This is a genomic window from Microbacterium sp. SORGH_AS_0969 (assembly GCF_030818255.1).
GTDB lineage: Bacteria > Actinomycetota > Actinomycetes > Actinomycetales > Microbacteriaceae > Microbacterium.
On the sequence record NZ_JAUTAG010000001.1, the window covers coordinates 744,764 to 770,944 of the forward strand.

Consider the following 26,181-nt stretch of genomic DNA (forward strand, 5'->3'; position numbering starts at 1 on the left):
GAAGCCGCCTCCGCGGCTGTCACCCCACGCACATGACACCGCAGCCCCTCCCCTCCGCCCTGGCACTCTCCGGGCCCCTCCTCGTCGTCGGCGACGGCCGGATGGGTCGCGCGCTCGTCGCCGCTCTCGAGGCGGCGGGGGTTCCCGTCGCAGGCCCCGCGGGGCGGGGCGAGTCCGGCGCGGACGCCGGCATCGTGCTCCTCGCCGTCCCGGACGCCGAGATCGCGTCGGCCGCGCGCGCGATCGCGCCCGGCCGGATCGTCGGCCACCTCTCCGGCTCTCTCAACCTCTCGGTCCTCCACCCGCACGACGCGTTCAGCATTCATCCCCTCATGACGGTGACGGGCGCGGGAACATCGTTCGCGGGTGTCACGGCCGCCCTCTCGGCGGGTTCACCCGCGGCCCACGCCGTCGCATCCGCCCTCGCCGATGCGCTGGGCATGACCGGCGTCGACGTTCTCGACGAGGACCGCGCGGCGTACCACGCCGCGGCCTCGATCGCGGCGAACTTCCTGGTCACTCTCGAGGGGATGGCCGAGCAGCTCGCGGCGACCGCGGGGGTCGAACGAGAGGCTCTCGTCCCCCTCGTCCGGGCCGCGGTCGACAACTGGTCGGAGCGCGGAGCCGCGGCCGCGCTGACCGGACCGGTCTCCCGCGGCGACGCGGCCACGATCGACAGGCAGCGTCGGGCGATCAGCGACCGCATGCCGGACCGTCTGGCCCTCTTCGACGCGCTCGTCGACGCCACCCGCGACCTCGCCGCCACGCAACGAACCGGAATCGAGACGACCCCATGAGCATCCGCATCGTGCGCAGCATCGCAGACCTGCGCGCGGCCCTCTCCCCCCTCCGCGGTGAGGAGATCGGGTTCGTTCCGACTATGGGCGCCCTGCACGAGGGTCACCTCTCGCTCCTTCGCACCGCGCGGTCCGAGAACGCCACCGTGGTCCTGTCGATCTTCGTGAACCCGACGCAGTTCGGCGAGGCCGCCGACCTCGCCGCCTACCCGCGCACCGAAGAAGCCGACGTCGAGCTGGCCGCCGAAGCCGGCACCGACCTCGTGTTCGCCCCCTCGCCCGCCGAGATGTACCCCGCGGGCTTCGCGACGAGCGTCTCGGTCGCCGGAGCGATCACGGGAACGTTGGAGGGCGCTGTCCGCGGCCGCTCCCACTTCGACGGAGTCGCCACGGTCGTCGCCAAGCTCCTCCTCGCGGTCCAGCCCGACCGCGCGTACTTCGGCGCCAAGGACGCGCAGCAGGTCGTCGTCGTGCGCCGCATGGTGAGCGATCTCGGCATCCCCGTCGAGATCGTGGCGCGCCCGACCTCGCGCGACGACGACGGTCTCGCGCGTTCCAGCCGCAACACCCGACTCTCGGCCGAGGAGCGCGATGTCGCGGCCGTCATCCCGCGCGCGCTTCGAGCGGCACAGGATGCCTTCGCCTCCGGCATCCGCGATCCTCACCGCCTCACGACCGTCGTGCGCGACGAACTGGGCGGGGCGGGACTCGACCCCGAGTACGTCGAGGCGGTCGACGCGGACAGTCTCGAGCCGATCACGACGGCCGAGACCCCGACGCTGCTCGCGCTCGCCGTTCGGGTGGGTGAGGTGCGGCTCATCGACAACGTGGTCCTCGGCGTGGACGATCTCATCCCGGTGACCGGGAGTCCGTCGTGACGCGCCCCCGGGTCACGCTCCGCCGCCTCCGCGAGCTCGCCGAAGCCGGCACGCCGATCGTCATGGTGACGGCGTACGACTTCCCGTCGGGCCGCGTCGCCGAGCGCGCGGGCGTCGACATCGTGCTCGTCGGCGACTCCGGAGCACAGGTGGTGCTCGGACACCCCGACACCACCTCGGTGACCCTCGACGAGATGCTGACGCTCTCGAAAGCCGTTCGTCGCGCGGTGCAGACCCCGCTCGTGGTGTGCGATCTGCCGTTCGGAACGACCGAGCTGAGCGACGAGCAGGCCGTCGCGACGTCGGTCCGCTTCGTCCACGAGGCCGGCGCCGACGCGGTCAAGATCGAGGGCGCGAACGCGGCCCGCCTGTCCCGGCTTCGAGCGATCGTCGAGGCCGGCATCCCGGTCGTCGGCCATGTGGGCCTGACACCGCAGACCGCGACGGCGCTCGGCGGCCTCCGAGCGCAGGGGCGTACCGACGACGACGCGATCCGGGTGGCCCGTGATGCCCTCGCGGTGCAGGATGCCGGAGCTTTCGCGATCGTGATCGAGGCGGTTCCCGCCGATGTCGTCACCGAAATCCGCCGGGCACTGCGCATCCCCGTCATCGGCATCGGCGCGGGCGAGGCCGACGGACAGGTGCTCGTCCAGCACGACCTGCTCGGCATCACCGAAGGCCGCGCCCCCGTCTTCGTCAAGCGCTACGCCGCTCTCGGCGACGCGATGGTCGAGGGTGTCGAGACGTACGCGCGCGAGGTGCGCGAGGGCGTCTTCCCCGCGGGCGAGCACACCTACCGCGCCGCCCCGGGCGTCGCGACGGCGGTGCGGGAGTTCGTCGACGGGCTTTGAGCCGCCCCCTCGTCTGCGCGATCACGCCATCCCGCGTCAGGACCGGAGCACCTCGTCCCCGTCGCTCTTCGTGGCGTCCCTCTCGATGACCTCTTCCAACGCCTGTTGGAAGAGGTCATCCACGAGTATGGCGACGTTGCTCTCGGCGTCCGTCTCCGACACCCGGCTCACAAGACCGTGTCTCGTGAGGAAGAGATCGCCCGAGATCAGTCCCCCGGGGAGCGGGTCCCGGACGATGCGTTGTGTGATCATGGCCAGGTGGCGCACACCGTCCAGGGGCTCCCGTCGTGAAAGCGGCAGCGCGAGAAGCAAGTGGCGATGCGGGATCGCGAATACGGTGCCGAACTCAGTCACAGGCACGGCCCGGGCGAGATTGATCGCTTTCGATGCCACGAAGAACGATTCGCCGGTGAGGACGTGGATGCCCGTCTCAAGAACGTCGTGCTCGTCCACGGATTCCCGGTCCGTATTCTCCTGCCCCCACCGGTAGAGCTCGTCGAGATCCCACCCGGCTTCCGCGATTCCGGCGTCGCTGATGGTCTGCACGGTCTCGGGCAGGTCCAGGCAAAGCGCCACCACGACCCCGTCGGCGAACGGGCGAGCGTAGTCGAACGAGGGCTCATCGGGACGCACGTTCCGATTCGAGATCAGTCGTGTGCGGATCATCGAGCGCAACTCATCGCGCGTCGGTTCGAGGATCGACGGCTCCTGAGCCAACGACCGAACGTGGTCATCGATGACCTTCTCCGCCTCCGACCGAGTCAGGCCGTCGGTCTTGACGAGCAAGTTGTGGAGCGGGAATCGACGACCGTCAGCGGACAGCGTGACATCCTCGGGCGCGGGTCCGTGCTCGATCGTGCTCTCCACGCCGCGTTGCGCGAAAGCCTGTCGGGCCGTCGCGACGACCCATTCCACGCGATCCACAGGCTGCGCGGCTTTCGGTCGCTTTCCGAACCACCCCACGCTGTCCCCCTACGCTGCCTGCATCCCGCGATGCTGCGAGGCGAACATAGCGGAAGCCCGCGATTCCGGCTTGACCGCGCGCCCCGGGATCACGACCGGCGTACCCGACTCCGCGGCGTGAAAGAAATGACGAAGGCCCCGCCTGCCGCGTGATTCCGCGTGAGTCGGGGCCTTCGTGGTGGCGGTGACGGTGGGATTTGAACCCACGGTAGGGGGTTACCCTACACAACTTTTCGAGAGTTGCACCTTCGGCCGCTCGGACACGTCACCGCCGACCAGCTTACGACAGATGAGCGGATGCCGCGAATCCGGCCATCGCTCCGCCCCCGGCGCGGGCGAAACTCCTGAGAAATCGCCCCCGCGAGCCCCCGAGACCCTCCTAGGAGTCGATCCGTACGGAAACTCAGGAGTTCGGCCCGCCCCACCCGTCGCGCCAACCCCACAGACCCGAACCGACCGGCACCCCGACCCCGATGGCATCCGTTCATCCACCGTCGAACGACCGCCCTGGCACCGGTCCCACCCCGCTGCCAGGATCGAGTCATGAGCGTGATCGAGAACTCCAAGCTGACGGTCGTGGGCGCGGGAAGCGTGGGAGCGAGCGTCGCGTACGCCGCTCTCATCCGGGGGTCGGCACGGCACGTGGCGCTGTACGACATCGCCGAGGCGAAGGTCGAGGCCGAGGTGCTCGACCTCGCCCACGGCACGCAGTTCACCGGTTCGAGCGACATCGTGGGCGGTAGCGACGTATCTGTGGCCGAGGGCTCGCACGTCGTCGTCATCACCGCGGGTGCGAAGCAGAATCCCGGACAGACGCGCACCGAGCTCGCCGCGACGAATGCCCGCATCATCCGCGACATGATGCCGAAGCTGCTCGAGGTCGCTCCGAACGCCGTCTACGTGATCGTCACGAACCCGTGCGACGTCCTGACCGTTCTCGCACAGGAGGCGACCGACCTTCCGACCCGCCGCATCTTCGCGTCCGGCACCGTCCTCGACACCTCGCGCCTGCGCTGGAAGCTCGCGCAGCGCGCGGGCGTCGCCACCTCGAGCGTGCACGCCTGGATCGTCGGCGAGCACGGCGACACCGAGTTCCCGCTCTGGTCCACGGCGACGATCGGATCGATCCCGATCACCGAGTTCGACCTCCCCGACGGCGGGCGCTTCACGAAGGACGAATTGGATGCCATCGCCGTCGACGTCCGCGACGCCGCCTACAAGGTCATCCAGGGCAAGGGCGCTACGAACTACGCGATCGGACTCTCGAGCGCCCGCATCGTCGAGGCGATCCTGCGCGACGAGCACGCGATCCTGCCCGTCAGCACCGTCCTCGAGGACTTCCACGGCATCAGCGGCATGGCCCTGTCGGTCCCCTCGATCGTCAGCGCGAAGGGCGCCGTCCCCCTGACGGGCACCCCGTTCTCCGACCCGGAGCTGGCGCTTCTGCGCCGCTCCGCCGACGCGCTGACGACCGTCGCCGACTCGCTGCGCGACTGAGGCACGCCGATACGATCTCCGTCATGAGCGAGATCGAAGAACGCTTCACCGAGGCCGTCGCCGCGATCGGCGGGGTGCTCAAGACACACGGCTTCCGCAAGAAGAGGTACGTCTGGACGCGCGTCGGCGACGGTGTCGCGCACACGGTCGACGTCCAGCGCAGCCACGGCAACACCGCCACCGGCGTGCGGTTCTACGTCAACGCGTCGGCATACGTGGCGGAGCTCGACCGCGCGATCGGACGTTCCGTCCCCGATGACCTCACCCGCGCGACAGCGCAGTACTCGACACGGTTCGAGGCCATCAGCGACTGGCCGAGCGATCGTGTCGACGTGGAGCGGGATGCCGATGCCCTCGGCACCGCGCTCCCGGCGGCGATCGAGCAGGTGGTGGCGCACCTCGACGCGATCACCGACGCGCCATCTCTCGCGCGCGCTCTTCTCGACAACGGGTACGTCCTCGATGACGACCTCTTCGCCTGGTTCTGCGCGACCGGTCGCACCGACGACGCCCGCGCACAGTTCGTGGCGGCCCGCGACCGCTTCGGCGCCGAGGACCGGTGGCCCCGCCTCGCCGCACGGTTCGAAGAGACGGCCCTGAAGTTCGGCACCCCTCTCCCCTGATCCCGGATGCCGTGCCCCGACGGATCGATGTCGGAGGCCCCGCGTAGCCTGGGCACATGGCATCCCGACGTCCCGCTACCGCCCCTGCTCCGTACCGGTGCACCGAGTGCGGATGGACGACGCTGAAGTGGGTCGGCCGCTGCGGCGAGTGCCAGTCCTGGGGCACGGTCGTCGAGGCCGCCGAGCAGACGGGGATCGTGCGCTCGATCGTCCCGGTGGCGCCGGGTGCCGCGCGAGCGGCGCGGCGCATCACCGAGATCGACACGCAAGACGCCCCGCGTCGCACGAGCGGAGTGGGCGAGTTCGACCGCGTGCTGGGCGGGGGCATCGTCCCCGGGGCGGCCATCCTGCTCAGCGGCGAGCCCGGCGTCGGCAAGTCGACGCTGCTGCTCGAGGTCGCGGCGAAGAGCGCGCACGCCGGGCGTCGCGTGCTGTACGCGAGCGGCGAAGAGTCGGCCGCCCAGGTGCGCCTGCGCGCCGAGCGCACGGGCGCGCTCCACGACGAGTTGTTCCTGGCCTCCGAGACCGACCTGGCCACGATCCTCGGCCACGTCGACCAGGTCGAGCCCGGCCTGCTGATCGTCGACTCGGTGCAGACGATCTCCTCGGCCCACAGCGATGGAGCGGCGGGCCAGCCCGCGCAGGTGCGGGAGGTGGCATCCGCCCTCATCCGTGTCGCGAAGGAGCGCGGACTGCCGATCATCCTGGTCGGCCACGTGACCAAAGACGGGTCGATCGCAGGTCCCCGCATCCTCGAGCACCTCGTCGACGTCGTCTGCCACTTCGAGGGCGACCGGCAGACGTCGCTGCGCTTCGTGCGTGCACTCAAGAACCGCTTCGGACCGACGGACGAGGTCGGCTGCTTCGACATGACCGGCACCGGCATCGCTGAGGTCGCCGATCCGAGCGCGCTCTTCCTCGGGCACGGCGAACCCGAACCCGGTACGTGCGTGACGATCGCGATGGAGGGCCGACGCGCGCTGCCCGTCGAGATCCAGGCCCTCGCCGTGCGGCAGACGGCGCCGAATCCGCGGCGCATCGTGAACGGCGTCGATTCGTCCCGCGTCGCGATGGTCCTGGCGGTGCTCGAGAGCCGGATGGGCCTCACGCTGTCCGACCGCGACGTCTACGTCTCCACCGTGGGCGGCGTCCGACTCGTGGAGCCCGCGGCCGACCTCGCGATCGCGATCGCCGTGGCGAATGCCGTGAAGAACCGCAAGATGTCGAAGCGCCTCGCGGCGATCGGCGAGCTGACGCTGACGGGCGAGATCCGCAACGTGACGCAGGCCGCGCAACGCGCGTCCGAGGCGAAGCGTCTCGGGTATCACACCGTGCTCGACGCCTCCTCGCGCAAGCTCGCGCAGGCCCTCAACGAGCTGCAGGTGCGCGGCATGCCCCGCGACGACAGCGAACCCGGCTTCTGACTCCGCGCACTCGATACGGTCGACCGCCGCTCCGGCCTCGAGGCGCCTCGGTAGAGCGCGGGTCAGCGCCCGGGAGGAGCGGACCGGCGGCGACGGTGCGGCGACGTCATGCCGAGCACCACGGGGATGACGAGTCCAGCGGCGCACACGGCCGCGGTGATCACGTACTCCATGCCCCGAGTCTGTCACTCTCGTATCACCCGCGCGACTCGCGTATTTCACCCGCGAGCTATCGCGCGCGCGTCCCGCACCCCGGAGCCCCGCGGCCCAGTGCACCCACGTCCCGCGCTCCGGAGCCTCGCGGCCCCTGCTGCGCAACGTCCTCCGTGCGGCCCACGTTCTCCCCCGCATTTCCGGAGCCCGGCACGCGCGGCCGTTCGCGCACGCGTCACTCGCCCGCGGCGCCGAACTTTGCTCGCGGACGGGTCGCCCGGTTGAGTGTCCACAACACCCGGACGATTTTCCGCGGGCTCCGGGTGTTTTGGACACTCGACCGGGAGAAACCCCGGGCGACGCTCAAGCGTCGAGCGCCGCGATCAGATCGGCGGGGCTGGCCTGGATGGGGTGCGGACCCGCGATGTCGATGAACACCGTCGTGAGCTCCTCCTCGTGCATGCCGAGAAAGGTCCGCAGCCACTGCGGCGGCTGCAGGGCGACGTGCGGCGGCAGGGTCGCGGGCTTGTGTGCCGCGTCGCTGAACAGCAGCAGCGCGACCTGGCCGGTGTTCGGGTCGCGGTAGGTCCACACTTCGCCCATGTCGAGCGGGTTGTCGGCGTCGCCGGCCCTCATCAGCGGGACGACGGTCGGGCCGTGCCGCAGGGCGAAGGCGATCGCGGCCATGTCCTGCGTCTGAAGCGCGTCGGTCAGGGCGGTGTTCTTGAACTCCACATCGACCTTCTTCCCCTTGCGTTTCTTGCCCGCGGCCATCCTCCGAGCCTATCCGCGGGCCCGCTCCCATGCCCAACGGAGGAGATGCGGCGACCGGAGGACCCGAACGCCGCGCGCATCCTCCCTCCGTCCCAACTCCTCCCCTCGCCCCACCGGCCCCTTACCCCGCCGGTGCGCATCAGCCCCCGGAGTTCACACCGGGCGTCCTACGCCCGCGGCATACCGTGCCCAGCGGAGGAGATGCGGCGACCGGAGGACCCGAACGCCGCGCGCATCCTCCCTCCGTCCCAACTCCTCCCCTCGCCGCGCGCATCCTCCCTCCGTCCCAACTCCTCCCCTCGCCCCGCGCCCGCCCCAGCACCCCAGCACCGGCCCCCCGCGGTCGCTACGCCAAGAACCCTCGCAGCAGTGCTTCCGAGCCAGCCAGGTGGTCGCGCATCGCCGCGTGGGCGGCATCCGGTCTCCCGGCGAGGATCGCCGACACGATCGCGGCATGCTGCGAGGTGGAATGGTCGATGTTGCGCGGCAGGAGCGGAAACGTGTCGAGCCAGGCGTTGATCTTCGCGCGATTGTCCGCGACGAGGGGAACGAGAGACGGGATGCCGGCGACCTCCGCGATCGTCAGGTGCAGGAGCGTGTCGAGTCGGCGGTAGTCCGCCCCCTCGGCCCGCGCGGCCGCTTCGTGCCGCGCCCAGAGCACGTCGCGCTCGTCCGCCGACAGCGAGCGCGCCGCCGCGGCCCACACGGCCCCTGGCTCGAGGACGCCACGCAGCGCCACGACGTCGTCGAGCTCTGCCGCGGACACCTCCGCCGGTCCCGAGGGCCGCGGTACCGGATCGACGACGAACGTCCCGCCGTACCGACCGCGCCGCGTCTCGAGCCACCCCGCGTCGGACAACTCCCGGAGGGCCTCCCGCACGGTGTCGCGGCTGACGCCGTAGAGCGCGGCGAGCTCACGCTCCGCGGGCAGCGACTCCCCCGGTGCGACGAGACCCAGACGCACCGTCTGCACGATGCGCGCCGTCGTGTCCTCGAGCGCGTTCCCGCTGCGCACGGGCCGGTAGACGGCCCGGCGCAGGTCGTCGAGCGGAGCGTCGGTCACCGTCTCAGCCTGTCACGGTCGACGACTCAGAGCGGCGTGACGTAGGCGTTGGTGATGCCCCCGTCGACGACGAAGGCCGTCGCGGTGATGAACGACGCGTCATCGGATGCCAGGAACGCCACCGCCGCCGCCATCTCCTCCGGTTCCGCGAACCGGCCCATCGGCACGTGCACGAGGCGACGCTGCGCACGCTCGGGGTCTTTGGCGAACAGCTCCTGGAGCAGGGGCGTGTTCACCGGCCCCGGGCACAGCGCGTTCACGCGGATCCCCTGGCGGGCGAACTGCACACCCAGCTCGCGCGTCATCGCGAGCACGCCGCCCTTCGAGGCGGTGTACGAGATCTGCGAGGTCGCCGATCCCAGCAGTGCGACGAACGAGGCCGTGTTGATGATCGACCCCTTGCCGGCCGGCACCATGTGTCGCAGCGCCGCGCGCGAGCAGAGATACACGCTCTTGAGGTTCACGTCCTGCACACGGTCCCACGCGGGCAGTTCTGTGGTCTCGATCGAGTCGTCGTCGGCGGGCGAGATACCGGCGTTGTTGAACGCGATGTCGACGCTGCCGAGGTCGGCGGCGACGCCGTCGAAGAGAGCGTCGACGGATGCCTCGTCGGCGACGTTCACCTGCCGGAACACCCCGCCGACCTCCTCGGCCGCGGCGGTACCGGTGGTCTCGTCGAGGTCGGCGATCACGACGCGGGCGCCCTCGGCGGCGAACCGACGGGCGGTGGCGAGGCCGATGCCGCTGGCACCGCCGGTGACGATGGCGACGCGGTCGCCGAGGCGCTGGGTGAGATCGATGGTCATGAGCTGTGGTTCCTTAGGCGTGGGGGTGGAGAGGGATGAGGGGTCACTCGGTGGCGTAGAACACGTTCTTCACCTCGGTGAAGTGCTCGGCGGCATCCGGTCCGAGCTCCCGGCCGAGACCGGAGGCCTTCATGCCGCCGAAGGGCGTCGCGTACCGCACCGACGAGTGCGAGTTCACCGACAGCACGCCGCTGCGCACCCCGCGGGAGACCCGGATGCCACGCCCCAGGCTCTCGGTCCAGATGGACCCCGCGAGACCATAGGCGGTGTCGTTCGCCAGGCGGATGGCATCCGCTTCGTCGTCGAAGGGCATCACGGCGAGCACGGGCCCGAAGACCTCGTCGCGCGCGATGCGGTCGCCGGGCTGGGCGAGCACGACCGCGGGGGCGAACCAGAAGCCGTCGCCCTCCGGCGCGGATCCGCGGAACGCCACGTCGACCCCGTCGAGGAAGCCCTGGACGGTGGAGCGGTGGGATGCCGAGATCAGCGGCCCCATCTGCGTGTCTTCGCGCGTCGGGTCGCCGACCTTCCACGCGGCGACGGCGGGCTCGAGCATCTCGAGGAACCGGTCGTAGACGCTCCGCTGCACCAGCAGTCGGCTGCGGGCGCAGCAGTCCTGCCCGGCGTTGTCGAACACCGAGCCGGGTACGCCGGCCGCGGCCTTCTCGAGGTCGGCATCCGCGAAGACGATGTTGGCGCTCTTCCCTCCGAGTTCGAGGGTCACGGGCTTGAGCATCCGCGCGCACCCCGCGGCGACCTCGGTGCCCACCTCGGTGGACCCCGTGAAAACGACCTTGTGCACGTCGGGGTGCGACACGAACCGCTGGCCGACGACCGAACCCGAGCCGACCACGACCTGGAAGAGACCCTCGGGCAGGCCCGCTTCGAGAGCGAGTTCGCCGAGGCGGATCGCGGTGAGCGGCGTCAGCTCGGCGGGCTTCAGCACCACGGCGTTGCCCGCGGCGAGCGCGGGGGCGAAGCCCCACGCGGCGATGGTCATGGGGAAGTTCCACGGCACGATGATCCCGACCACGCCGTACGGCTCGTGGTACGTCACGTCGAGCCCGCCGGCGACCGGGATCTGCGATCCGATCAGGCGTTCCGGTGCGCCCGCGTAGTAGTTGAGCACCTGGGCGACGTGCTGCGCCTCCCACCGCGCCGACCCGATCGGGTGGCCGGAGTTGCGCACCTCCAGCGCCGCGAGCTCTTCAACGTGCGCCTCGACGACCCGTGCGAACGACCGCAGAGCGTCGGCGCGGGCGACGGGGGCGAGCGCCGCCCACGCGCGCTGCGCGCGCACGGCGTCGGCGACGGCGGCATCCACCTGATCGATCTCGGCGCGCTCGAGCGTGGTGATCGGCGACCCGGTCGAGGGGTCGATGACGGTGAAGGTGCTCATGCGGGGACTCCCTGGTGCTCGGAGGTGGAGGCGGGCGAGCCGCCGACGGCGTTCGCGCCCTCGAAACGCGAGGCCCGGTAGCGTGCCGCGGCCGCGACGAGCCCGAGGAACAGCCGCCGGTCCTCGGCGTTCTCCTCCGGATGCCACTGCACGGCGACGAGGTAGTCGTCGCCCGGCATCTCGACGGCCTGCACGAGCCCGTCGTCGGTCCGCGCGGTCACGTGGAGTCCCTCACCGACGCGGTCGACGCCCTGGTGGTGGTAGCTGTGGACCGTGAGCGGGCCGGCCCCGACGAGGCCGGCGAGCCGGGTTCCGCCATCCACCTCGACCGTGTTCTCGGCGAAGACGCCCCCGCCGATCCGGTAACGCTCGGTGCCGAGGGCTTCGGGCAGGTGCTGGTGCAGGGTGCCCCCGAGGGCGACGTTGATCAGCTGAAGACCCCGGCAGATCCCGAAGACCGGGATGCCGCGCTCCCGCGCCCCGGCGAGGAGCGCGAGCTCCCATGCGTCGCGGTCGGCGCGCGCGGGGTCGGTCAGCGGGTGGCGCTCGGCGCCGTAGAGCTCGGGCTGCACATCGAGCCCGCCCGTGAGGATCAGCCCGTCGAGGCCGTCGAGCACCGCGGCGGTGGCCTGCTCGGGACGCGGTTGCGGCGGCAGGAGCACGGCGGTGGCACCCGAGGCGGTGACGGAGTCGAAGTACTGCTGCGGAAGGAACGCCGCGCGCACGTCCCACACGCCCTGCTTCGCGCGCTCCAGATAGGTCGTGAGCCCGACGACGGGGGTCAGGGCCGGATCAGAGACGTTCGAAACCACGCACGCGCTCCCAGTCGGTCACGGCGGCGTCGAAGGCTTCGACCTCGATGCGCGCCTGGTTGAGATAGTGCTCGACGACCTCGTCACCGAAAGCGGCACGAGCGATGGTCGACCCCGAGAAGAGCCGCGCAGCCTCGCGCAGAGTCGTCGGCAGCGTGTCGACACCGGAGGTGTAGGCGTTGCCCGTCAGCGGAGCGGGCAGCGGGAGCTCGTTCTCGATGCCGTACAGTCCCCCGGCGATGATCGCCGAGATCGCGAGGTACGGGTTGACGTCCCCGCCCGGCACACGGTTCTCGACGCGCAGCGACGAGCCATGCCCCACGACGCGCAGCGCGCAGGTGCGGTTGTCGACGCCCCACGCGATGCCGGTCGGCGCGAACGAGCCGAGGGCGAACCGCTTGTACGAGTTGATCGTGGGGGCGTACAGCAGCGTGAACTCGCGGAGGGTGGCCAGGATGCCGGCGATCCAGTGCTCCATGAGGGGGCTGAAGCCGTGCTCCCCGTCGCCCGCCATGACGGCGGTGCCGTCGTCACCGCGGACGGAGAGGTGGATGTGGCAGCTGTTGCCCTCGCGCTCGTTGAACTTCGCCATGAACGTCAGCGACTTGCCGTGCCGGTCGGCGATCTCTTTCGCGCCGTTCTTGTAGATCGTGTGATTGTCGGCCGTCTCGAGGGCTTCGGCGTAGCGGAACGCGATCTCCTGCTGACCGAAGTTGCACTCGCCCTTCACGCCCTCGCAGTACATGCCCGCGCCGTCCATCCCGACGCGGATGTCGCGCAGGAGGGGCTCGAGCCGGGTGGTGGCGAGCAGGTTGTAGTCGACGTTGTAGTCGGTCGAGGCCCGGAGCCCCGTGTAGCCCTTCGCCCACGCCTCCCGGAACGAGTCGTCGAAGACGATGAACTCGAGCTCGGTGCCCGCGTAGGCGGTCAGTCCCCGCTCGGCCAGCCGAGCGCGCTGGGCGTTCAGGATGCCACGCGGCGACTGCGCGACGTGCTCGCGGTCCTCCCAGGCGAGGTCGGCCATGACCAGGGCGGTCCCGGGCTGCCAGGGGACACGGCGGAGCGTCTCGAGATCCGGGACCAGCAGCATGTCGCCGTAGCCCTTGTCCCAGCTCGACATCGCGTATCCGTCGACGGTGTTGAGGTCGACGTCGACCGAGAGCAGGTAGTTGCAGGCCTCCGCTCCGTGCGGCAGCACCTCGTCGCGCCAGAACCGCGCGGCGACCCGCTTGCCGACGAGGCGACCCTGCGCGTCGGGGAACGCCACGATGACCGTGTCGATCTCGCCGCTGTCGATCGCGGCATCCAATTCTGCGGTGGTGAGATTGCCCGCCATGGTTTCCCTCTCGCGTGCTCGTCGTCCTCGCGTGCGGAGGACGTAACGAGGAACTTACACGCCAAAGGTAGACAGGTCGACCAATAGAAGGCCATGATTTCCCGCAAGGCGAGCCCGCCGCCTGCCCGCATCCTTCTGGAGGTCACATGTCCACCTCGAGCAGTTCCCGCAAAAAGGTCGCCGGAGCCACCTATACGGCAACGGATTCCTCGTACTTCGAGAAACGCACCCTCAAACGTTCGGCCGGCGTGTGGGGCCTCTGGGGCCTCGCCGTCGCCGCCGTCATCTCCGGCGACTTCTCGGGCTGGAACTTCGGCATCGGCTTCGCCGGCTTCGGCGGCATGCTCATCGCCTTCGTGATCCTCGTGATCATGTACTACGGCCTGACCTTCTCGATCGGCGAGATGGCGGCCGCGATGCCGCACACGGGCGGCGCCTACTCGTTCGCGCGCTCGGCGATGGGGCCGTGGGGAGGCCTCGCGACGGGCCTCGCCGAGACGATCGAGTACGTCGCGACCACCGCTGTCGTCGTCTACTTCTCGGGCCAGTACGCCGACTCCGCCCTCGAACTGCTGACCGGGGTGAGCCTGCCGGCGTTCGTCTGGTGGATCATCCTCTACGCGCTCTTCATCGCCCTGAACGCCGCGGGTGCCAACATCTCGTTCGGCTTCGCGATCGTCGTCTCGATCATCTCGATCGGCATCATCGTCGTCTTCGGCGTGATGTCGCTCGCGAGCGGCGCCTTCGACTGGGGCTCCCTCTGGAACATCGCCCCGACCGACGGCAACACCGAGTTCCTCCCCTTCGGCGTCGGATCGATCCTGCTCGCCCTCCCGTTCGCGATGTGGTTCTTCCTCGGCATCGAGGAACTCCCCCTCGCCGCGGAGGAGTCGCACAACCCCGCCCGCGACATCCCCCGCGCCGGCCTCTGGGCGCGCGGCACGCTGATCGTCACGGGCCTCATCGTGCTGTTCCTCAACACCGGCGTCCTCGGGGCCGAAGAGACCGGCGGCTCTCTCGAGCCCTTGCTCGACGGCTTCCGCGCGATGGTCGGGGATCAGGCGGCGGCCCTGCTGTCGCTCCTCGCGCTGATCGGCCTGCTGGCATCCCTCATGGGCATCATGTTCGCCTACGGCCGCAACATGTACTCGCTCTCGCGCGCCGGGTACTACCCGCGCTGGCTCTCGCTCACCGGCGCCCGTAAGACGCCCTGGGTCGCGCTGGTGTTCGGCGCCGTCCTGGGCTTCCTCGCCCTCGTGATCGTGCAGGCGGCCGGCGGCGACGCCAGCCCCGCCGGCGCGATCGTGCTGAACATCGCGGTGTGGGGAGCGGTGCTCGCGTACTTCCTGCAGATGGTCTCGTTCATCGTGCTCCGCAAGAAGTTCCCGAACGCCGTCCGCCCCTACAAGAGCCCGTGGGGGCTGTTCGGGGCCTACTCGGCGGCGATCATCGCCGCGGTCGTGTTCTTCGGCCTTCTGCTGAACCCGGCGTACCTGCTCGCGATCGTCGCGATCATCGTGGTCTACGCCGTGATCTTCATCGCCTTCGCGATCTACGGCCGGCACCGCCTCGTCCTCTCCCCCGAGGAGGAGTACGCCCTCTCGGGTGGCCTACACGGCGACCCGCAGAAGGAGGGCTACGACGCCATGGAGGGTGAGGTCTTCGGCGAGAAGCGCCCCTGACGGAGCCGCAGAGGGGCGGATGCCATGGCATCCGCCCCTCTCTCCTCGCGCTCCTGCTGGCCCGGCTCGCCCCGCGGGGTCGGCCCACCTGGTTTGGGGCGCGTTATTCCGTGTGGGGCGGAGTATTCCACGCCCCAAACGGAAAACGGTGCCCCAAACCAGCGCCTGCCGAGATCACTGCAGGATGAACGACGCCGTCCCGGCGGAGGGGATGCCGCCGATCGACACGCTCAGGTGGTACGTCGCTCCGCCGCCGGGCGCGAACGGACGCTCGCTCTCGCACGAGCCGACGGAAGAACGGGTGCGATCCCAGGTGAGGGGCGACGAACTGGTGACCGTCTGCCCCGCGGCGAGGGTGACCTCCATGTCGCTCGGCTCGGACTGGCAGTCCGTCGAACGCCACCACACATCGGAGCCGCTGGTCACCGTGAACGACTGCGCGCTGGTGCCCACGTTCATGACGCAAGGGCTGGCTCCGGTGTTCGTCAGCCGAATGGAGAGCTGCGGGTTCTCACCCTGGCCGTATTCACTCTTGTCGGAGAGCGCCTCGACCTTGATGTCGGCGGGCGTGCACTCCGCGGGCCCGGAGGATTCGTTCGCGCTGGGGGTCGGGTCAGGGGTGGCCGCCGGAGTGGTCGGGTCGGCCGCCGGGGTCGGCACGGCGGCTGGAGCGGTGGGGGCGGGGGCGGGAGCGCTGTCGGAGGCGGGAGCGGAGCGCCAGGGCGGGGCCGCGACGAGCCACACGACGAGGCCGATCACGATCAACGCGAGGAGCGCGGCGGCGAGACGGCGACGACGGTAGACCGCCGGGGACTGCCGCCGCCTGCGGGGGGCATCGGTCATCGTTCCAGCGTATTCGGCCTCGCTGTGCGCTCAGCCCACGGCACGCTCAGAGGTGCTTGAGCATGCGGGTGTTGCCCAGTGTGTTGGGCTTCACGTGCGCGAGGTCCAGGAACTCGGCGACGCCCTCGTCGGGACTGCGCACGAGCTGCGAGTACACGTCGGGATCGACGACCTGCTCTCCGATCGGCGAGAAACCGCGGCGCGTGAAGAAGTCGACCTCGAACGTGAGGCAGAACAGCCGGCTCACGCCGAGCTCGCGCGCGCGCTGCTCCAGCTCTTCGACGATCGCCCGGCCCACGCCGTGGTGCAGCCACTCGTCGTGCACGATGAGGGTGCGGATCTCACCCAGGTCTTCCCACATCACGTGCAAAGCACCGCACCCGATGACCACGCCATCGGCCTCGGCGACGACGAACTGCTGCACCGAGCCGTAGAGCACCACGAGGTCTTTGCCGAGCAGGATGCGCTTCTGCACGAACGGCTCGAGGAGTTCGTGGATGCGGCGGACGTCGGCGGTTCCGGCGGGGCGGACGACGAACGGCGCGGATGAGGTCATCCATCCAGCGTACGCCGCAACGCAGAAGAGACCCGGATGCCATGGCATCCGGGTCCCTGTCTGTTACGCGTCAGCTGCCCGCGAGCGTGTCGGGGGTGGCGGCGATCTCGCCGGCCGTTCCGACCCCGATCGCGACCTTCTCGCCGCGCGGGGCGGTGTCGAAGGTGAACTGGCCGTTCTCGACGCCGACCTTCACGTGGTCGCCCGACTCGAGCTCGCCGTGCAGGATCTTCTCGCTGAGGCGGTCCTCGACCTCACGCTGCATGGCGCGGCGAAGGGGACGGGCACCGAGCGTCGGGTCGAAGCCGATCTCGATGAGCTTGTCCTTCGCGTCGTCCGACAGCTCCACCGTCATGTCGCGGTCGAGCAGACGGTCGGCGAGGCGCTTGACGAACAGACCGACGATCTGACGAAGCTCTTCCTTGTTCAGCTGGGGGAAGACGATGACGTCATCGACGCGGTTGAGGAACTCGGGCTTGAAGTGGCGCTTGAGTTCTTCGTCGACCTTGCCCTTCATCCGCTCGTATGAGGTCTGCGCGCTGCCCTCGACCTGGAAACCGACCGGACCACCGGCGATCGCCGACGAGCCGAGGTTGGTCGTCATGATGATCACGGTGTTCTTGAAGTCGATGACACGACCCTGACCGTCGGTCAGGCGACCCTCTTCGAGGATCTGCAGCAGCGAGTTGAAGATGTCGGGGTGGGCCTTCTCGATCTCGTCGAAGAGCACGACCGAGAACGGCTTGCGGCGCACCTTCTCGGTGAGCTGGCCGCCCTCTTCGAAGCCGACGAATCCGGGAGGGGCACCGAACAGACGCGAGACGGTGTGCTTCTCTCCGAACTCCGACATGTCGAGGGAGATCAGCGCGCCCTCGTCGTCGAAGAGGAACTCGGCGAGCGCCTTGGCGAGCTCGGTCTTTCCGACACCGGTGGGGCCAGCGAAGATGAACGAGCCGGAGGGGCGCTTCGGGTCCTTGAGCCCCGCGCGCTGACGACGGATCGTGCGCGAAAGAGCCGCGATCGCCTCTTCCTGGCCGATGACGCGCTGGTGCAACGCCTTCTCCATGAACATGAGGCGGCTGGACTCCTCCTCGGTGAGCTTGAAGACGGGGATGCCGGTCGCCTGGGCCAGAACCTCGGCGATCAGGCCCTCATCGACGACCGCGTGGGAGGCGACGTCGCCCGAGCGCCACTGCTTCTCGAGACGCAGACGCTCGGCGAGGAGCGACTTCTCCTCGTCGCGGAGCGACGCGGCCTTCTCGAAGTCCTGCTCCTCGGAGGCCTGCTCCTTCTGCTCGCGCACCTTCGCGATCTTCTCGTCGAACTCGCGCAGCTCGGGCGGCGACGACAGGATCGACAGACGCAGACGGGCGCCGGCCTCGTCGATCAGGTCGATGGCCTTGTCGGGCAGGAACCGGTCGCTGATGTAGCGGTCGGCGAGGTTCGCCGCCGCGACGATCGCGCCGTCGGTGATCTGCACCTTGTGGTGTGCCTCGTAGCGATCGCGCAGCCCCTTCAGGATGTTGATCGCGTGGGGCAGGCTCGGCTCGGCGACCTGGATCGGCTGGAAGCGGCGCTCGAGAGCGGCATCCTTCTCGAAGTGCTTACGGTACTCGTCGAGCGTGGTGGCACCGATCGTCTGGAGCTCGCCGCGGGCGAGGAGAGGCTTGAGGATGGATGCCGCGTCGATCGCGCCCTCGGCGGCTCCCGCACCGACGAGGGTGTGGATCTCGTCGATGAAGACGATGATGTCGCCGCGCGTGCGGATCTCCTTGGTGACCTTCTTCAGACGCTCCTCGAAGTCACCGCGGTAGCGGGAACCGGCGATGAGCGAACCGAGGTCGAGCGAGTAGACCTGCTTGTCCTTCAGCGTCTCGGGGACGTCGCCCTTGACGATCGCCTGGGCCAGGCCCTCGACGACGGCCGTCTTTCCGACACCGGGCTCACCGATGAGGACGGGGTTGTTCTTGGAACGGCGCGAGAGGATCTGCATGACCCGCTCGATCTCCTTCTCGCGACCGATGACGGGGTCGAGCTTGTTGTCGCGCGCCGCCTGCGTGAGGTTGCGACCGAACTGGTCGAGCACGGCCGACCCGCCCTGCGCACCCGAGGACTGCTGCTCGCCGGCGCCGGTGGCGACACCCGCGGGCTCCTTGCCCTGGTAGCCCGAGAGCAGCTGGATGACCTGCTGGCGAACCTTGTTCAGGTCGGCGCCGAGCTTGACGAGCACTTGCGCTGCGACACCCTCGCCCTCGCGGATGAGGCCGAGGAGGATGTGCTCGGTGCCGATGTAGTTGTGGCCGAGCTGCAGCGCTTCGCGCAGCGACAGCTCGAGCACCTTCTTCGCACGCGGTGTGAAGGGGATGTGGCCGGTCGGCTGCTGCTGACCCTGGCCGATGATGTCCTGCACCTGCTCGCGGACGGCGTCGAGCGAGATGCCGAGCGACTCGAGCGCCTTCGCGGCGACGCCCTCGCCCTCGTGGATCAGTCCGAGCAGGATGTGCTCGGTGCCGATGTAGTTGTGGTTGAGCATCTTCGCCTCTTCTTGGGCGAGGACGACCACACGACGGGCACGGTCGGTGAATCTCTCGAACATCTCAGTCCCTCCAGAAATGGGCTGACAGGCACGCCTCCGCGCGCCGTACATCGAGAGTAACCAGCGGTCGGATGCCAGAGCCCCGTGTTCGCCGTGGGCATACCGGAAGCGGGGCAGGGCTTGCGGAACCTATCGATAGTCATTAACTTATCGATAACCGATAACAACGATCATCGATAAGGAGTTGTCATGGCCTCCCCCCGTCCGACCTCCCGGGTCCTCTCTCGCGGCGACACCGTCTCGTTCTGGTTCTTCGTCGTGGCCGGCATCGGCATCGCGATCTGGGCCGTCGTCCGCAGCGTCGTGAACATCGCGGCCGCGGCTTCGAATCAGAATGTGCGGGTCCACGCTCCGTTCCTCGACACGGTCGCGCAAGCCCCGATCGGTCCGAACGGCGCTGAGGTTCCGGTGGAGCTCACCGGCGCCGTCATCACCGCCCCCGCTCTCCCGCCCGCCTCCCTCGCCGCACTGTTCATCGCGGAAGGTCTCTTCGCCGCGGTCGTGGTCGCCGTGGTGACGCTGCTGCTCCTTCTCACGTCGAGCATCCTGCGCGGTCGCATCTTCAGCCGCCGCAACACGGGCCTCGTCTCTGCGGCCGGGATCGTGACACTCGTCGGTGTGGCCGGCGTCCCGTTCTTCCAGAACATGGTCGCGAACGGCGCCATCGCGTGGCTCTCGGAGCGCACCTTCGATCGCGGCGCGATCCAGCTGATCGACGTGCCGTCGCTCTTCGGGATCGCGTTTGTCGCCGGCCTCGCCGGAACGGTCTTCGCCGTGGGCGACCGCCTGCAACGCGACACGGAAGGACTCGTGTGATGACTGGCCCGTCCTGGGTATCGGCCCGGATGGAACGCGGCACCGTCATCCTGTTCGTCGCTGCGGGGCTGGTGATGGGCTTCGCGCTCGCCCTCCCCGCGATCCGCGCGGCGATCGACATCGCCGGAGGCAGCGGCGCGATCAGCCTCTTGACCGAAAGCGCGGTGCCCCTCACCCCCGGCGCGGACAGCGCGACGATCGTCTCCGCGACGTACGACTCGGCGCGCGTCGTCGCCGAGGGGTTGGGCGGCCAGACGCGCACTCTTCTCGTCCTCGGCGCGGCGTTCAGCGCGTTGACGACCCTGCTGACCGTCAGCGCTGTCGTCCTCTTCTTCCTCCTGCTGATGTGGCGTCGACCATTCCACCGCGCGCTCATCACAGCCACCCAGGTCGCCGGTGCCGCGCTGCTGATCGGCGGCATCCTCTCCGCGGGCCTCGGCGGTCTGGGTCGCATGATGGCCGCGGACGAGCTCAACCCGGCGGCGGGCGGGGTCTTCGTGATCGGGTTCTCCTTCGACCCGGTCTGGATGCTGGTCGGACTGGGCGTCCTCGCCCTGTCCGTCGTCTTCACCTACGGCACGCGCCTGCAGCGCGACACGGAGGGCCTCGTATGAGCCCCGCAGCCGACGACGAACCGACCGGCATCCACTGCCGACTCGACGAACTCCTCGAGTCGCGAGGCATGACCCTCACGCGCCTCAGCGAGATCGTCGGCGTCTCGATCGTGAACCTCTCGGTGCTCAAGAACGATCGCGCGCGGGCGATCCGCTACTCGACCCTCTCGGCCATCTGCCGCGCGCTGGACTGCGAGGTCGGCGACCTGCTCGTGATCGAGCACTGAGCCGTCCGGCTGTTCCCCCTCGCGAGGAAGCCCGGGCGAATGACATCGGCCCCCGCGATTCCTCGCGGGGGCCGAACGCGACGATGTCAGCGCTTCCCGATGATCGGTACGGGGCCGTCGGCCGTCACGCCCCCACCCGACAGCACGAGGCTCGAGGTCTCCGGCCCTCCGATGCCGGTCACGTCGGCCAGGCTGAGCTGCGGAGCGATGTCGAGCGTACAGACGAGGTCGGCCGGAGGCGTCGCGAAGCCGACCGCGATCGCGTCGCCCTGGGCCGACACGGTCTCGACGGACGGCGGGCAGCTGGAGCTCCCGTACGTCATGATCGCCACGAGCGAGTCGTCGACCCAACCGGCGTTGGGCGTGAAGTCCTCAGCCTGGACGGGTGCCGCGAGTCCCGCGAGCGTCGCTTTTCCGGTCGCGGCACCGCTCACCGCGATCTCGAGATCCTTCGTGGGATCCACCCCTCCCGGCAGAGAGACCAGGGTCGGCCGCGGAACCATGTCACGGGTGCAGGCGGTGCCCTCCGACGCGGTGAGCGACACCGTGAGGACCCCGTCGGCGATCGTGGGGGTCTCGGTGCTCCGGGGGACGCACGACGAGCTCCCCCACGTGACGAGGGCGAGCGAGCGGCCCCCGTTGAGCCACGCGGCTCCGATCTCGGACGACTCGGCCGGGGCCGTGGCATCCGGAGTCGAGGTGGATGAACCCGAGGATGACGGCGCGGACGCGGTGCCGGTGGCGCATCCGGTCGCGGCACCCACGACGATCAGACCGGCTCCGAGGAGCCCGAGGAGCGAAAGACGACGAGACATGAGACCTCCGGGGGCGAGTTGTCGTCGCTCCATCGTGGCCGAGAATCCTGGATGCCAGCGGCGAAAACCGCAGCCTGGTCTACTGCAGCGCCGACGTGAGGCGAGCGAGGTTGTCGAGGATCGTCGACCGCAGCGGCTGCAGACGCCACTCTTCGATGGTGAGCTCGCGGCTGAGACCGCGATAGACGTCTTCGACCGCGCGCATGTCGCGGACGAACTCCTGCCCGCGGACGAGCATCGAAACCTCGAGGTTCAGACCGAACGAGCGCATGTCCATGTTGCTCGACCCGATGACCGCGACCTCGTCGTCGATCGTCACGCTCTTGCTGTGCAGGATGAACGGCTTGCGGTACATCCAGATGACGACACCCGCCCGGAGGAGCGCCTCGTAGTAGCTGCGCTGAGCGTGGTAGACCATCGCCTGGTCGCCCTCTTCCGAGACGAACAGTTCGACGTGCACACCGCGCTGGCACGCGGTGGTGATCGCGAGGAGAAGTGCCTCGTCGGGAACGAAGTACGGGCTGACGATGATGATGCGTTCGCGTGCGGCGAAGAGCAGTCCGAGGAAGAGCTTGAGGTTGTTCTGAAAATCGAAGCCCGGTCCGGACGGCACGATCTGGCAATCGAGCTCGCCGGGGCCGGTGGTGACGCTGAACAGGTCGATCTCGTCGCGCAGGGTCTCGTCGGTCTCGCTGTACCAGTCGGACAGGAACACGGCGTTGATGCTGGCGACCACCGGCCCCTCCACGCGCACCATGAGGTCGACCCAGTGCAGGCCGCGCCGGATGTTCTTGCGAAGGTTGTAGGAGGAGTCGGTGACGTTCTGCGATCCCATGTAGGCGACGTCGCCGTCGATGACGAGGAGCTTCCGGTGGTTGCGCAGATCGGGTCGCTGCCAGCGTCCGCGGAGCGGCTGCACCGGCAGCATGAGGTGCCAGTGCGCCCCCATGGCATCGAGTCGTCGGAGGGTCTTCTTGTAGAAGGGTTTGCCGCGGTTGGCCCAGTGATCCAGCAGCACCCGGACGACCACGCCGCGCTCAGCAGCCTCTTCGAGGGCGCGGAAGAAGTTGTCGGTCGATTCGTCCGACTGCAGGATGTAGAACTCGACGTGCACGTAGCGTCGCGCCTGGCGGATGGCGTCGGCCATCGCATCGAGGCTCTGCTGGTAGTCGGAGATCAGGGTCGCGGCGTTGTCTCCCGCGATGGGCATGGCACCGAGGTTGCGGTTCAACCGCACCAGCGCGCGGAACCAGTCGGGGGCGTTGGGGCGCAGGGTTCCGAACTCGAGCGACGCGCTGGTGTCGTGGATGTACTCGTTGATCGCCGCCTGCTTGCGCCGACGCTTGCGGGGCAAGCGGGGGTTGCCGATGAGCAGGAAGAGGAACACGCCCACGAACGGGATGAAGTAGATCGCGAGGAGCCAGGCCATCGCCGCGGTGGGCCGACGGTTGCGCGGGACGACGATGATCGCGGCGACACGCACCACGAGGTCGATGACGAAGAAGGCGATGACGAGCCAGCTCGCTTCGAACGTGGCGTCGATCACGGGTCCTCCTGGGCGGGTTGTCCCCTCAGCGTAGTGAGTACCCCCGACACGCGACGGGACCGACGTCGGCCAGCGGCGCTGTTTAGCGGGCCGCGCTGTCGCCGGCGACGGGAGGAAGACCGCGTTTCGCACGCTCCTGCGCTTCGATGCGCGCGTATGCCTTCCGCTCCGTGCGATCCATGCGGATGGCCCCGCGCAGGATCAGGAAGAACGTCACCGACACGACGATGGTCGGCAGAATCGCCCACAACACCGGCAGCCAGGAGTCGTCCATCCCTCAAGGATACCCGGGGTCCCACCGTCCCGGCCCAGCACTCCTCCTTCACATTCGACCATGTGCAGGATCTGTCCCCATTTCGCCGCCGCGTGCCGTTTCGCGATCCACGGATCCACGACGCTCGTCGTCATGTCCACGGTCATCCGCGTCTCGTCACCCCTGTCCCTGCTCGCCCTGGTTCCGCACCTGCTCCACTGCACCCCGCGGCGCAGCCTCGTGCTCATCCCTTTCGCGAAATCGCGATCGCTCGCCGCTCTGCGCGTCGACCTCCCCGCCGACGACAGCCCCGACCTCCCTCGCGTCGCATCCACGGTCATCGGGATGGCGTGCAAGGTTCCCCTCGCGGATGCCGTGACGGTGATCGTCTACACCGACGACGCCGTGGTCGGTTCGGATCCGCTGCCGCACGGCGCGCTGCTCGACGCCGTCCGGGAACGTGCGCACATCTGCGGACTCCGCCTCGTCGACGCGCTGGTCGTGGGCGCGAACGGGTGGAGCAGCTACCTCGACCCCGCGATCGCCGGTGAGCACGGGCTCGACGAGATCAGCGCCGCGGGGCCCGAGCTTCCCGAGGCGTCGCCCCACCACGACCAGGCCGCCGGCGCAAGCCTGCCCACCGTCGACCTCGCCGAGAAGGAGCGCCTTGGTCGCGCGCTCGACGACGTCGACCGCCTGCTCGACATCCCGCGTCGACGGGACCGTCTGAGCGTGTCGCGCCGCCGAGCCGCGGAGGCGATCCTCGACGAACTGAGTGATCCGCCCGCGCTGTTCGAGAGCGTTCTCGACCCCCTCTCGGCCCCGGACGGCCGCCACCGGCTCGCGAGCCTGGCCTTCGCTCTCGAAAGACCGATGCTCCGCGACGTCGCCCTCATGCAGTGGGTCGGTGACATCACCGCCGGCGATGCCGTGTTCCAAGCGCAGACGCGTTTTCCGGACGGAGTGGGCTACCCGGAAGACCTCGCGCGCCCGATGTGGGGCGAGGGCGCGCAGCCCGATCTCGATCGACTCCTCATCGCGCTCGAGCGGTGCCGTCAGGTTGCGGCGACGACGCCGCGCTCCCGGCGCCCGGGGCCGCTCGCGGCCTGCGCCTGGCTCGCCTGGGCCACCGGGCGCGGAACACACGCCGCTTTCTACGCGCAGTCGGCGCTCGAGATCGACCCCGAGCACGGGCTCGGAGCGATCGTGCTGACGCTGGCCGACAGCGGCCGGCTCCCGGAATGGTTGTTCGAGCGTGTCCCGCGCTGAGCGCGGGCGCGCGTCACTTGACGAGCGGGAAGAGGATCGTCTCGCGGATGCCGAGCCCGGTGATGGCCATGAGGAGGCGGTCGATCCCCATTCCCATTCCGCCGGTCGGGGGCATCCCGTGCTCGAGAGCGCGCAGGAACTCCTCGTCGATCGACATCGCTTCGACGTCGCCGCGCGCGGCGAGCGTCGCCTGCTCGACGAAGCGCTCGCGCTGAATGACGGGGTCGACGAGCTCGGAGTATCCGGTCGCCAGCTCGAAGCCGCGAACGTACAGATCCCACTTCTCGACGACACCGGGGATCGACCGGTGCTCGCGGACAAGGGGGCTGGTGTCGACGGGGAAGTCCATGACGAACGTCGGGCGGGTCAGACCGCTCTTCACGAAGTGCTCCCAGAGCTCTTCGACCCACTTGCCATGCGTTTCGTGCGCGGGGGCGTCGACACCAGCCTCGGCGCCGAAGGCACGGAGTTCATCGAGCGGGGTCTGCGGAGTGATCGAGCGGCCCGACGCCTCCGACAGCGAGTCGTACATCGAGATCCGGTCCCACTCGCCGCCGAGGTCGTACTCGGTGCCGTCGGCCCACGTCACCGTCGTCGAACCGGCGACCGCGACGGCGGCGTTCTGGATGAGCGTCTGCGTGAGATCGGCGATCCCGTTGTAGTCGGTGTAGGCCTGGTAGGCCTCGAGCATCGCGAACTCGGGGCTGTGCGTGGAGTCGGCACCCTCGTTGCGGAAGTTGCGGTTGATCTCGTACACGCGGTCGATGCCGCCCACCACGGCGCGCTTGAGGAAGAGTTCCGGCGCGATACGCAGGTACAGCTCGGCGTCGAATGCGTTCGAGTGCGTGACGAAGGGACGCGCACTCGCCCCACCGTGCTGAACCTGCAGCATCGGGGTCTCGACCTCGACGAAATCACGCTCGGTGAACGTGCGGCGCAGGCTGGCGTTGACCTTGGCACGGGCGAGGACGGTCTCTCGTGCACGGTCGCGCACGATGAGATCGAGGAAGCGGCTGCGCACGCGGCTCTCTTCGCTGAGCTCGCTGTGGAGGTTCGGCAGCGGCAGGACGGCCTTGGCGGCGATCCGCCACTCCGCGACCATGATCGACAGCTCGCCCCGACGGCTCGAGATGACCTCTCCCGAGACGAAGACGTGGTCGCCGAGGTCGACCAGTTCCTTCCAGGCCTGCAGCGATTCCTCGCCGACCGCGGCGAGCGACACCATCGCCTGAATGCGACTGCCGTCACCGGCCTGCAGCGAGGCGAAGCAGAGCTTGCCGGTGTTGCGGCTGAACACCACGCGGCCCGCGACGCCGGCGGTGACGCCGGTCTCGGCCCCCGCCTCGAGGTCGCCGTAGCGCTCGCGCAGTGCCGGAATCGTGTCCGTCACGGGAACGACGACCGGGTACGGACCGCCCGCGGCGTCGGTGCGCTCGGCGAGGAGCCGTTCGCGCTTACCGAGGCGGACGGCCTTCTGCTCGAAGACGTCGTCTTCGGTGGGTTCGGCGGCGTCGTTCGCGGGCGCGTCGGTCATCGTGAAAGCTCCTCGGGGTCTCCCCCAGTGTATTCGCCGGGCGCGGGACCCCCG

Annotated in this window: 25 protein-coding genes and 1 tRNA gene; 11 read left to right on the forward strand and 15 right to left on the reverse strand. The window is 69.4% G+C overall.

The window, feature by feature from the left end; genetic code table 11:
* Positions 1–32: 32 nt before the first annotated feature.
* From QE388_RS03410 to panB, 3 genes are read left to right on the forward strand one after another with little or no spacing between them, the layout of a single operon-like run.
* The gene (locus QE388_RS03410) at positions 33–797 is read left to right on the forward strand and encodes a Rossmann-like and DUF2520 domain-containing protein (protein WP_307382937.1); all 765 of its coding nucleotides are present in this window, start codon (positions 33–35) and stop codon (positions 795–797) included.
* Positions 794–1,675: a pantoate--beta-alanine ligase gene (gene panC, locus QE388_RS03415; protein WP_307382938.1), complete on the forward strand. Its 882-nt coding sequence runs from the start codon at positions 794–796 to the stop codon at positions 1,673–1,675. Before QE388_RS03410 ends, panC begins: the two co-directional genes overlap by 4 nt.
* Positions 1,672–2,526, forward strand: coding sequence for a 3-methyl-2-oxobutanoate hydroxymethyltransferase (panB, locus tag QE388_RS03420; protein WP_307382940.1), 855 nt, complete (start codon positions 1,672–1,674; stop codon positions 2,524–2,526). Before panC ends, panB begins: the two co-directional genes overlap by 4 nt.
* A 36-nt stretch (positions 2,527–2,562) precedes the next feature.
* Here the strand turns inward: panB and QE388_RS03425 are convergent, their stop codons facing one another.
* Both QE388_RS03425 and QE388_RS03430 read right to left on the reverse strand, forming a co-directional pair.
* Entirely contained in the window at positions 2,563–3,312 is a 750-nt protein-coding gene (locus QE388_RS03425; RefSeq protein WP_307382941.1) for a hypothetical protein, read from the reverse strand.
* A 356-nt stretch (positions 3,313–3,668) separates the two neighbouring features.
* Positions 3,669–3,759, reverse strand: a tRNA-Ser gene (locus tag QE388_RS03430).
* Positions 3,760–4,032: 273 nt separating this feature from the next.
* Here QE388_RS03430 and QE388_RS03435 point away from each other — a divergent pair.
* The 3 genes from QE388_RS03435 to radA are packed head-to-tail and all read left to right on the forward strand — an operon-like array spanning position 4,033 to position 7,033.
* Entirely contained in the window at positions 4,033–4,986 is a 954-nt protein-coding gene (locus tag QE388_RS03435; protein WP_307382943.1) for an L-lactate dehydrogenase, read from the forward strand.
* 23 nt (positions 4,987–5,009) lie between these two features.
* Positions 5,010–5,609, forward strand: a complete 600-nt coding sequence (locus QE388_RS03440) for a DUF4304 domain-containing protein (protein ID WP_307382946.1) — start codon at positions 5,010–5,012, stop codon at positions 5,607–5,609.
* A gap of 56 nt (positions 5,610–5,665) precedes the next feature.
* The gene (gene radA, locus QE388_RS03445) at positions 5,666–7,033 is read left to right on the forward strand and encodes a DNA repair protein RadA (RefSeq protein WP_307382947.1); all 1,368 of its coding nucleotides are present in this window, start codon (positions 5,666–5,668) and stop codon (positions 7,031–7,033) included.
* A 516-nt stretch (positions 7,034–7,549) separates the two neighbouring features.
* Here radA and QE388_RS03450 read toward each other — a convergent pair.
* The 6 genes from QE388_RS03450 to QE388_RS03475 form a co-directional block, all read right to left on the reverse strand.
* Positions 7,550–7,960: a dehydrogenase gene (locus tag QE388_RS03450; RefSeq protein WP_307382948.1), complete on the reverse strand. Its 411-nt coding sequence runs from the start codon at positions 7,958–7,960 to the stop codon at positions 7,550–7,552.
* Positions 7,961–8,306: 346 nt separating this feature from the next.
* The gene (locus tag QE388_RS03455; RefSeq protein WP_307382950.1) at positions 8,307–9,023 is read right to left on the reverse strand and encodes a FadR/GntR family transcriptional regulator; all 717 of its coding nucleotides are present in this window, start codon (positions 9,021–9,023) and stop codon (positions 8,307–8,309) included.
* 26 nt (positions 9,024–9,049) lie between these two features.
* On the reverse strand, positions 9,050–9,829 hold the full coding sequence (locus QE388_RS03460) for a 3-oxoacyl-ACP reductase (protein WP_275800738.1): 780 nt from the start codon (positions 9,827–9,829) through the stop codon (positions 9,050–9,052).
* 43 nt (positions 9,830–9,872) lie between these two features.
* The gene (locus QE388_RS03465) at positions 9,873–11,228 is read right to left on the reverse strand and encodes an aldehyde dehydrogenase (protein ID WP_307382952.1); all 1,356 of its coding nucleotides are present in this window, start codon (positions 11,226–11,228) and stop codon (positions 9,873–9,875) included.
* Entirely contained in the window at positions 11,225–12,040 is an 816-nt protein-coding gene (locus QE388_RS03470; protein ID WP_307382953.1) for a gamma-glutamyl-gamma-aminobutyrate hydrolase family protein, read from the reverse strand. The genes QE388_RS03465 and QE388_RS03470 overlap by 4 nt, the downstream gene beginning before the upstream one ends.
* The gene (locus QE388_RS03475) at positions 12,021–13,376 is read right to left on the reverse strand and encodes a glutamine synthetase family protein (RefSeq protein WP_307382954.1); all 1,356 of its coding nucleotides are present in this window, start codon (positions 13,374–13,376) and stop codon (positions 12,021–12,023) included. Before QE388_RS03475 ends, QE388_RS03470 begins: the two co-directional genes overlap by 20 nt.
* 146 nt (positions 13,377–13,522) lie before the next feature.
* Here QE388_RS03475 and QE388_RS03480 point away from each other — a divergent pair, with 146 nt between their 5' ends.
* Positions 13,523–15,058 (forward strand): amino acid permease, encoded by a 1,536-nt coding sequence (locus QE388_RS03480; RefSeq protein WP_058595805.1) that lies wholly within the window; start codon positions 13,523–13,525, stop codon positions 15,056–15,058.
* 174 nt (positions 15,059–15,232) lie between these two features.
* Here QE388_RS03480 and QE388_RS03485 read toward each other — a convergent pair whose 3' ends face one another.
* The 3 genes from QE388_RS03485 to QE388_RS03495 form a co-directional block, all read right to left on the reverse strand.
* A complete protein-coding gene (locus QE388_RS03485) occupies positions 15,233–15,901 on the reverse strand; it encodes a hypothetical protein (protein WP_307382956.1) in 669 nt (222 codons plus the stop codon).
* Positions 15,902–15,947: 46 nt separating this feature from the next.
* Positions 15,948–16,457, reverse strand: a complete 510-nt coding sequence (locus QE388_RS03490) for an amino-acid N-acetyltransferase (RefSeq protein ID WP_275796115.1) — start codon at positions 16,455–16,457, stop codon at positions 15,948–15,950.
* A gap of 70 nt (positions 16,458–16,527) precedes the next feature.
* A complete protein-coding gene (locus QE388_RS03495; protein WP_275801511.1) occupies positions 16,528–19,053 on the reverse strand; it encodes an ATP-dependent Clp protease ATP-binding subunit in 2,526 nt (841 codons plus the stop codon).
* 189 nt (positions 19,054–19,242) lie between these two features.
* Between QE388_RS03495 and QE388_RS03500 the strand changes: the two genes are divergently transcribed.
* The 3 genes from QE388_RS03500 to QE388_RS03510 are packed head-to-tail and all read left to right on the forward strand — an operon-like array spanning position 19,243 to position 20,710.
* On the forward strand, positions 19,243–19,869 hold the full coding sequence (locus QE388_RS03500) for a hypothetical protein (protein WP_307382958.1): 627 nt from the start codon (positions 19,243–19,245) through the stop codon (positions 19,867–19,869).
* Positions 19,869–20,483 (forward strand): hypothetical protein, encoded by a 615-nt coding sequence (locus tag QE388_RS03505; RefSeq protein WP_307382960.1) that lies wholly within the window; start codon positions 19,869–19,871, stop codon positions 20,481–20,483. Before QE388_RS03500 ends, QE388_RS03505 begins: the two co-directional genes overlap by 1 nt.
* Positions 20,480–20,710 carry a helix-turn-helix transcriptional regulator gene (locus tag QE388_RS03510; protein ID WP_307382962.1) on the forward strand — a complete coding sequence of 77 codons (231 nt, stop codon included), beginning with the start codon at positions 20,480–20,482 and terminating at the stop codon, positions 20,708–20,710. Before QE388_RS03505 ends, QE388_RS03510 begins: the two co-directional genes overlap by 4 nt.
* An 86-nt stretch (positions 20,711–20,796) precedes the next feature.
* Here QE388_RS03510 and QE388_RS03515 read toward each other — a convergent pair whose 3' ends face one another.
* The 3 genes from QE388_RS03515 to QE388_RS03525 all read right to left on the reverse strand — a co-directional run bounded on the left by QE388_RS03515 (position 20,797) and on the right by QE388_RS03525 (position 23,345).
* Entirely contained in the window at positions 20,797–21,525 is a 729-nt protein-coding gene (locus QE388_RS03515) for a hypothetical protein (protein WP_307382964.1), read from the reverse strand.
* A gap of 79 nt (positions 21,526–21,604) precedes the next feature.
* Positions 21,605–23,071 carry a cardiolipin synthase gene (cls, locus tag QE388_RS03520; protein ID WP_275801517.1) on the reverse strand — a complete coding sequence of 489 codons (1,467 nt, stop codon included), beginning with the start codon at positions 23,069–23,071 and terminating at the stop codon, positions 21,605–21,607.
* Between the two features lie 82 nt (positions 23,072–23,153).
* Positions 23,154–23,345 carry a hypothetical protein gene (locus tag QE388_RS03525; protein WP_275801518.1) on the reverse strand — a complete coding sequence of 64 codons (192 nt, stop codon included), beginning with the start codon at positions 23,343–23,345 and terminating at the stop codon, positions 23,154–23,156.
* A gap of 132 nt (positions 23,346–23,477) precedes the next feature.
* On the opposite strand from QE388_RS03525, the gene QE388_RS03530 reads away from it, so the two are divergent.
* Complete coding sequence (locus tag QE388_RS03530) at positions 23,478–24,593, forward strand: DUF4192 family protein (RefSeq protein ID WP_307382967.1); 1,116 nt, start codon at positions 23,478–23,480, stop codon at positions 24,591–24,593.
* Positions 24,594–24,606: 13 nt separating this feature from the next.
* Here QE388_RS03530 and lysS read toward each other — a convergent pair whose 3' ends face one another.
* Entirely contained in the window at positions 24,607–26,127 is a 1,521-nt protein-coding gene (lysS, locus tag QE388_RS03535) for a lysine--tRNA ligase (RefSeq protein ID WP_307382969.1), read from the reverse strand.
* Positions 26,128–26,181: the final 54 nt, after the last annotated feature.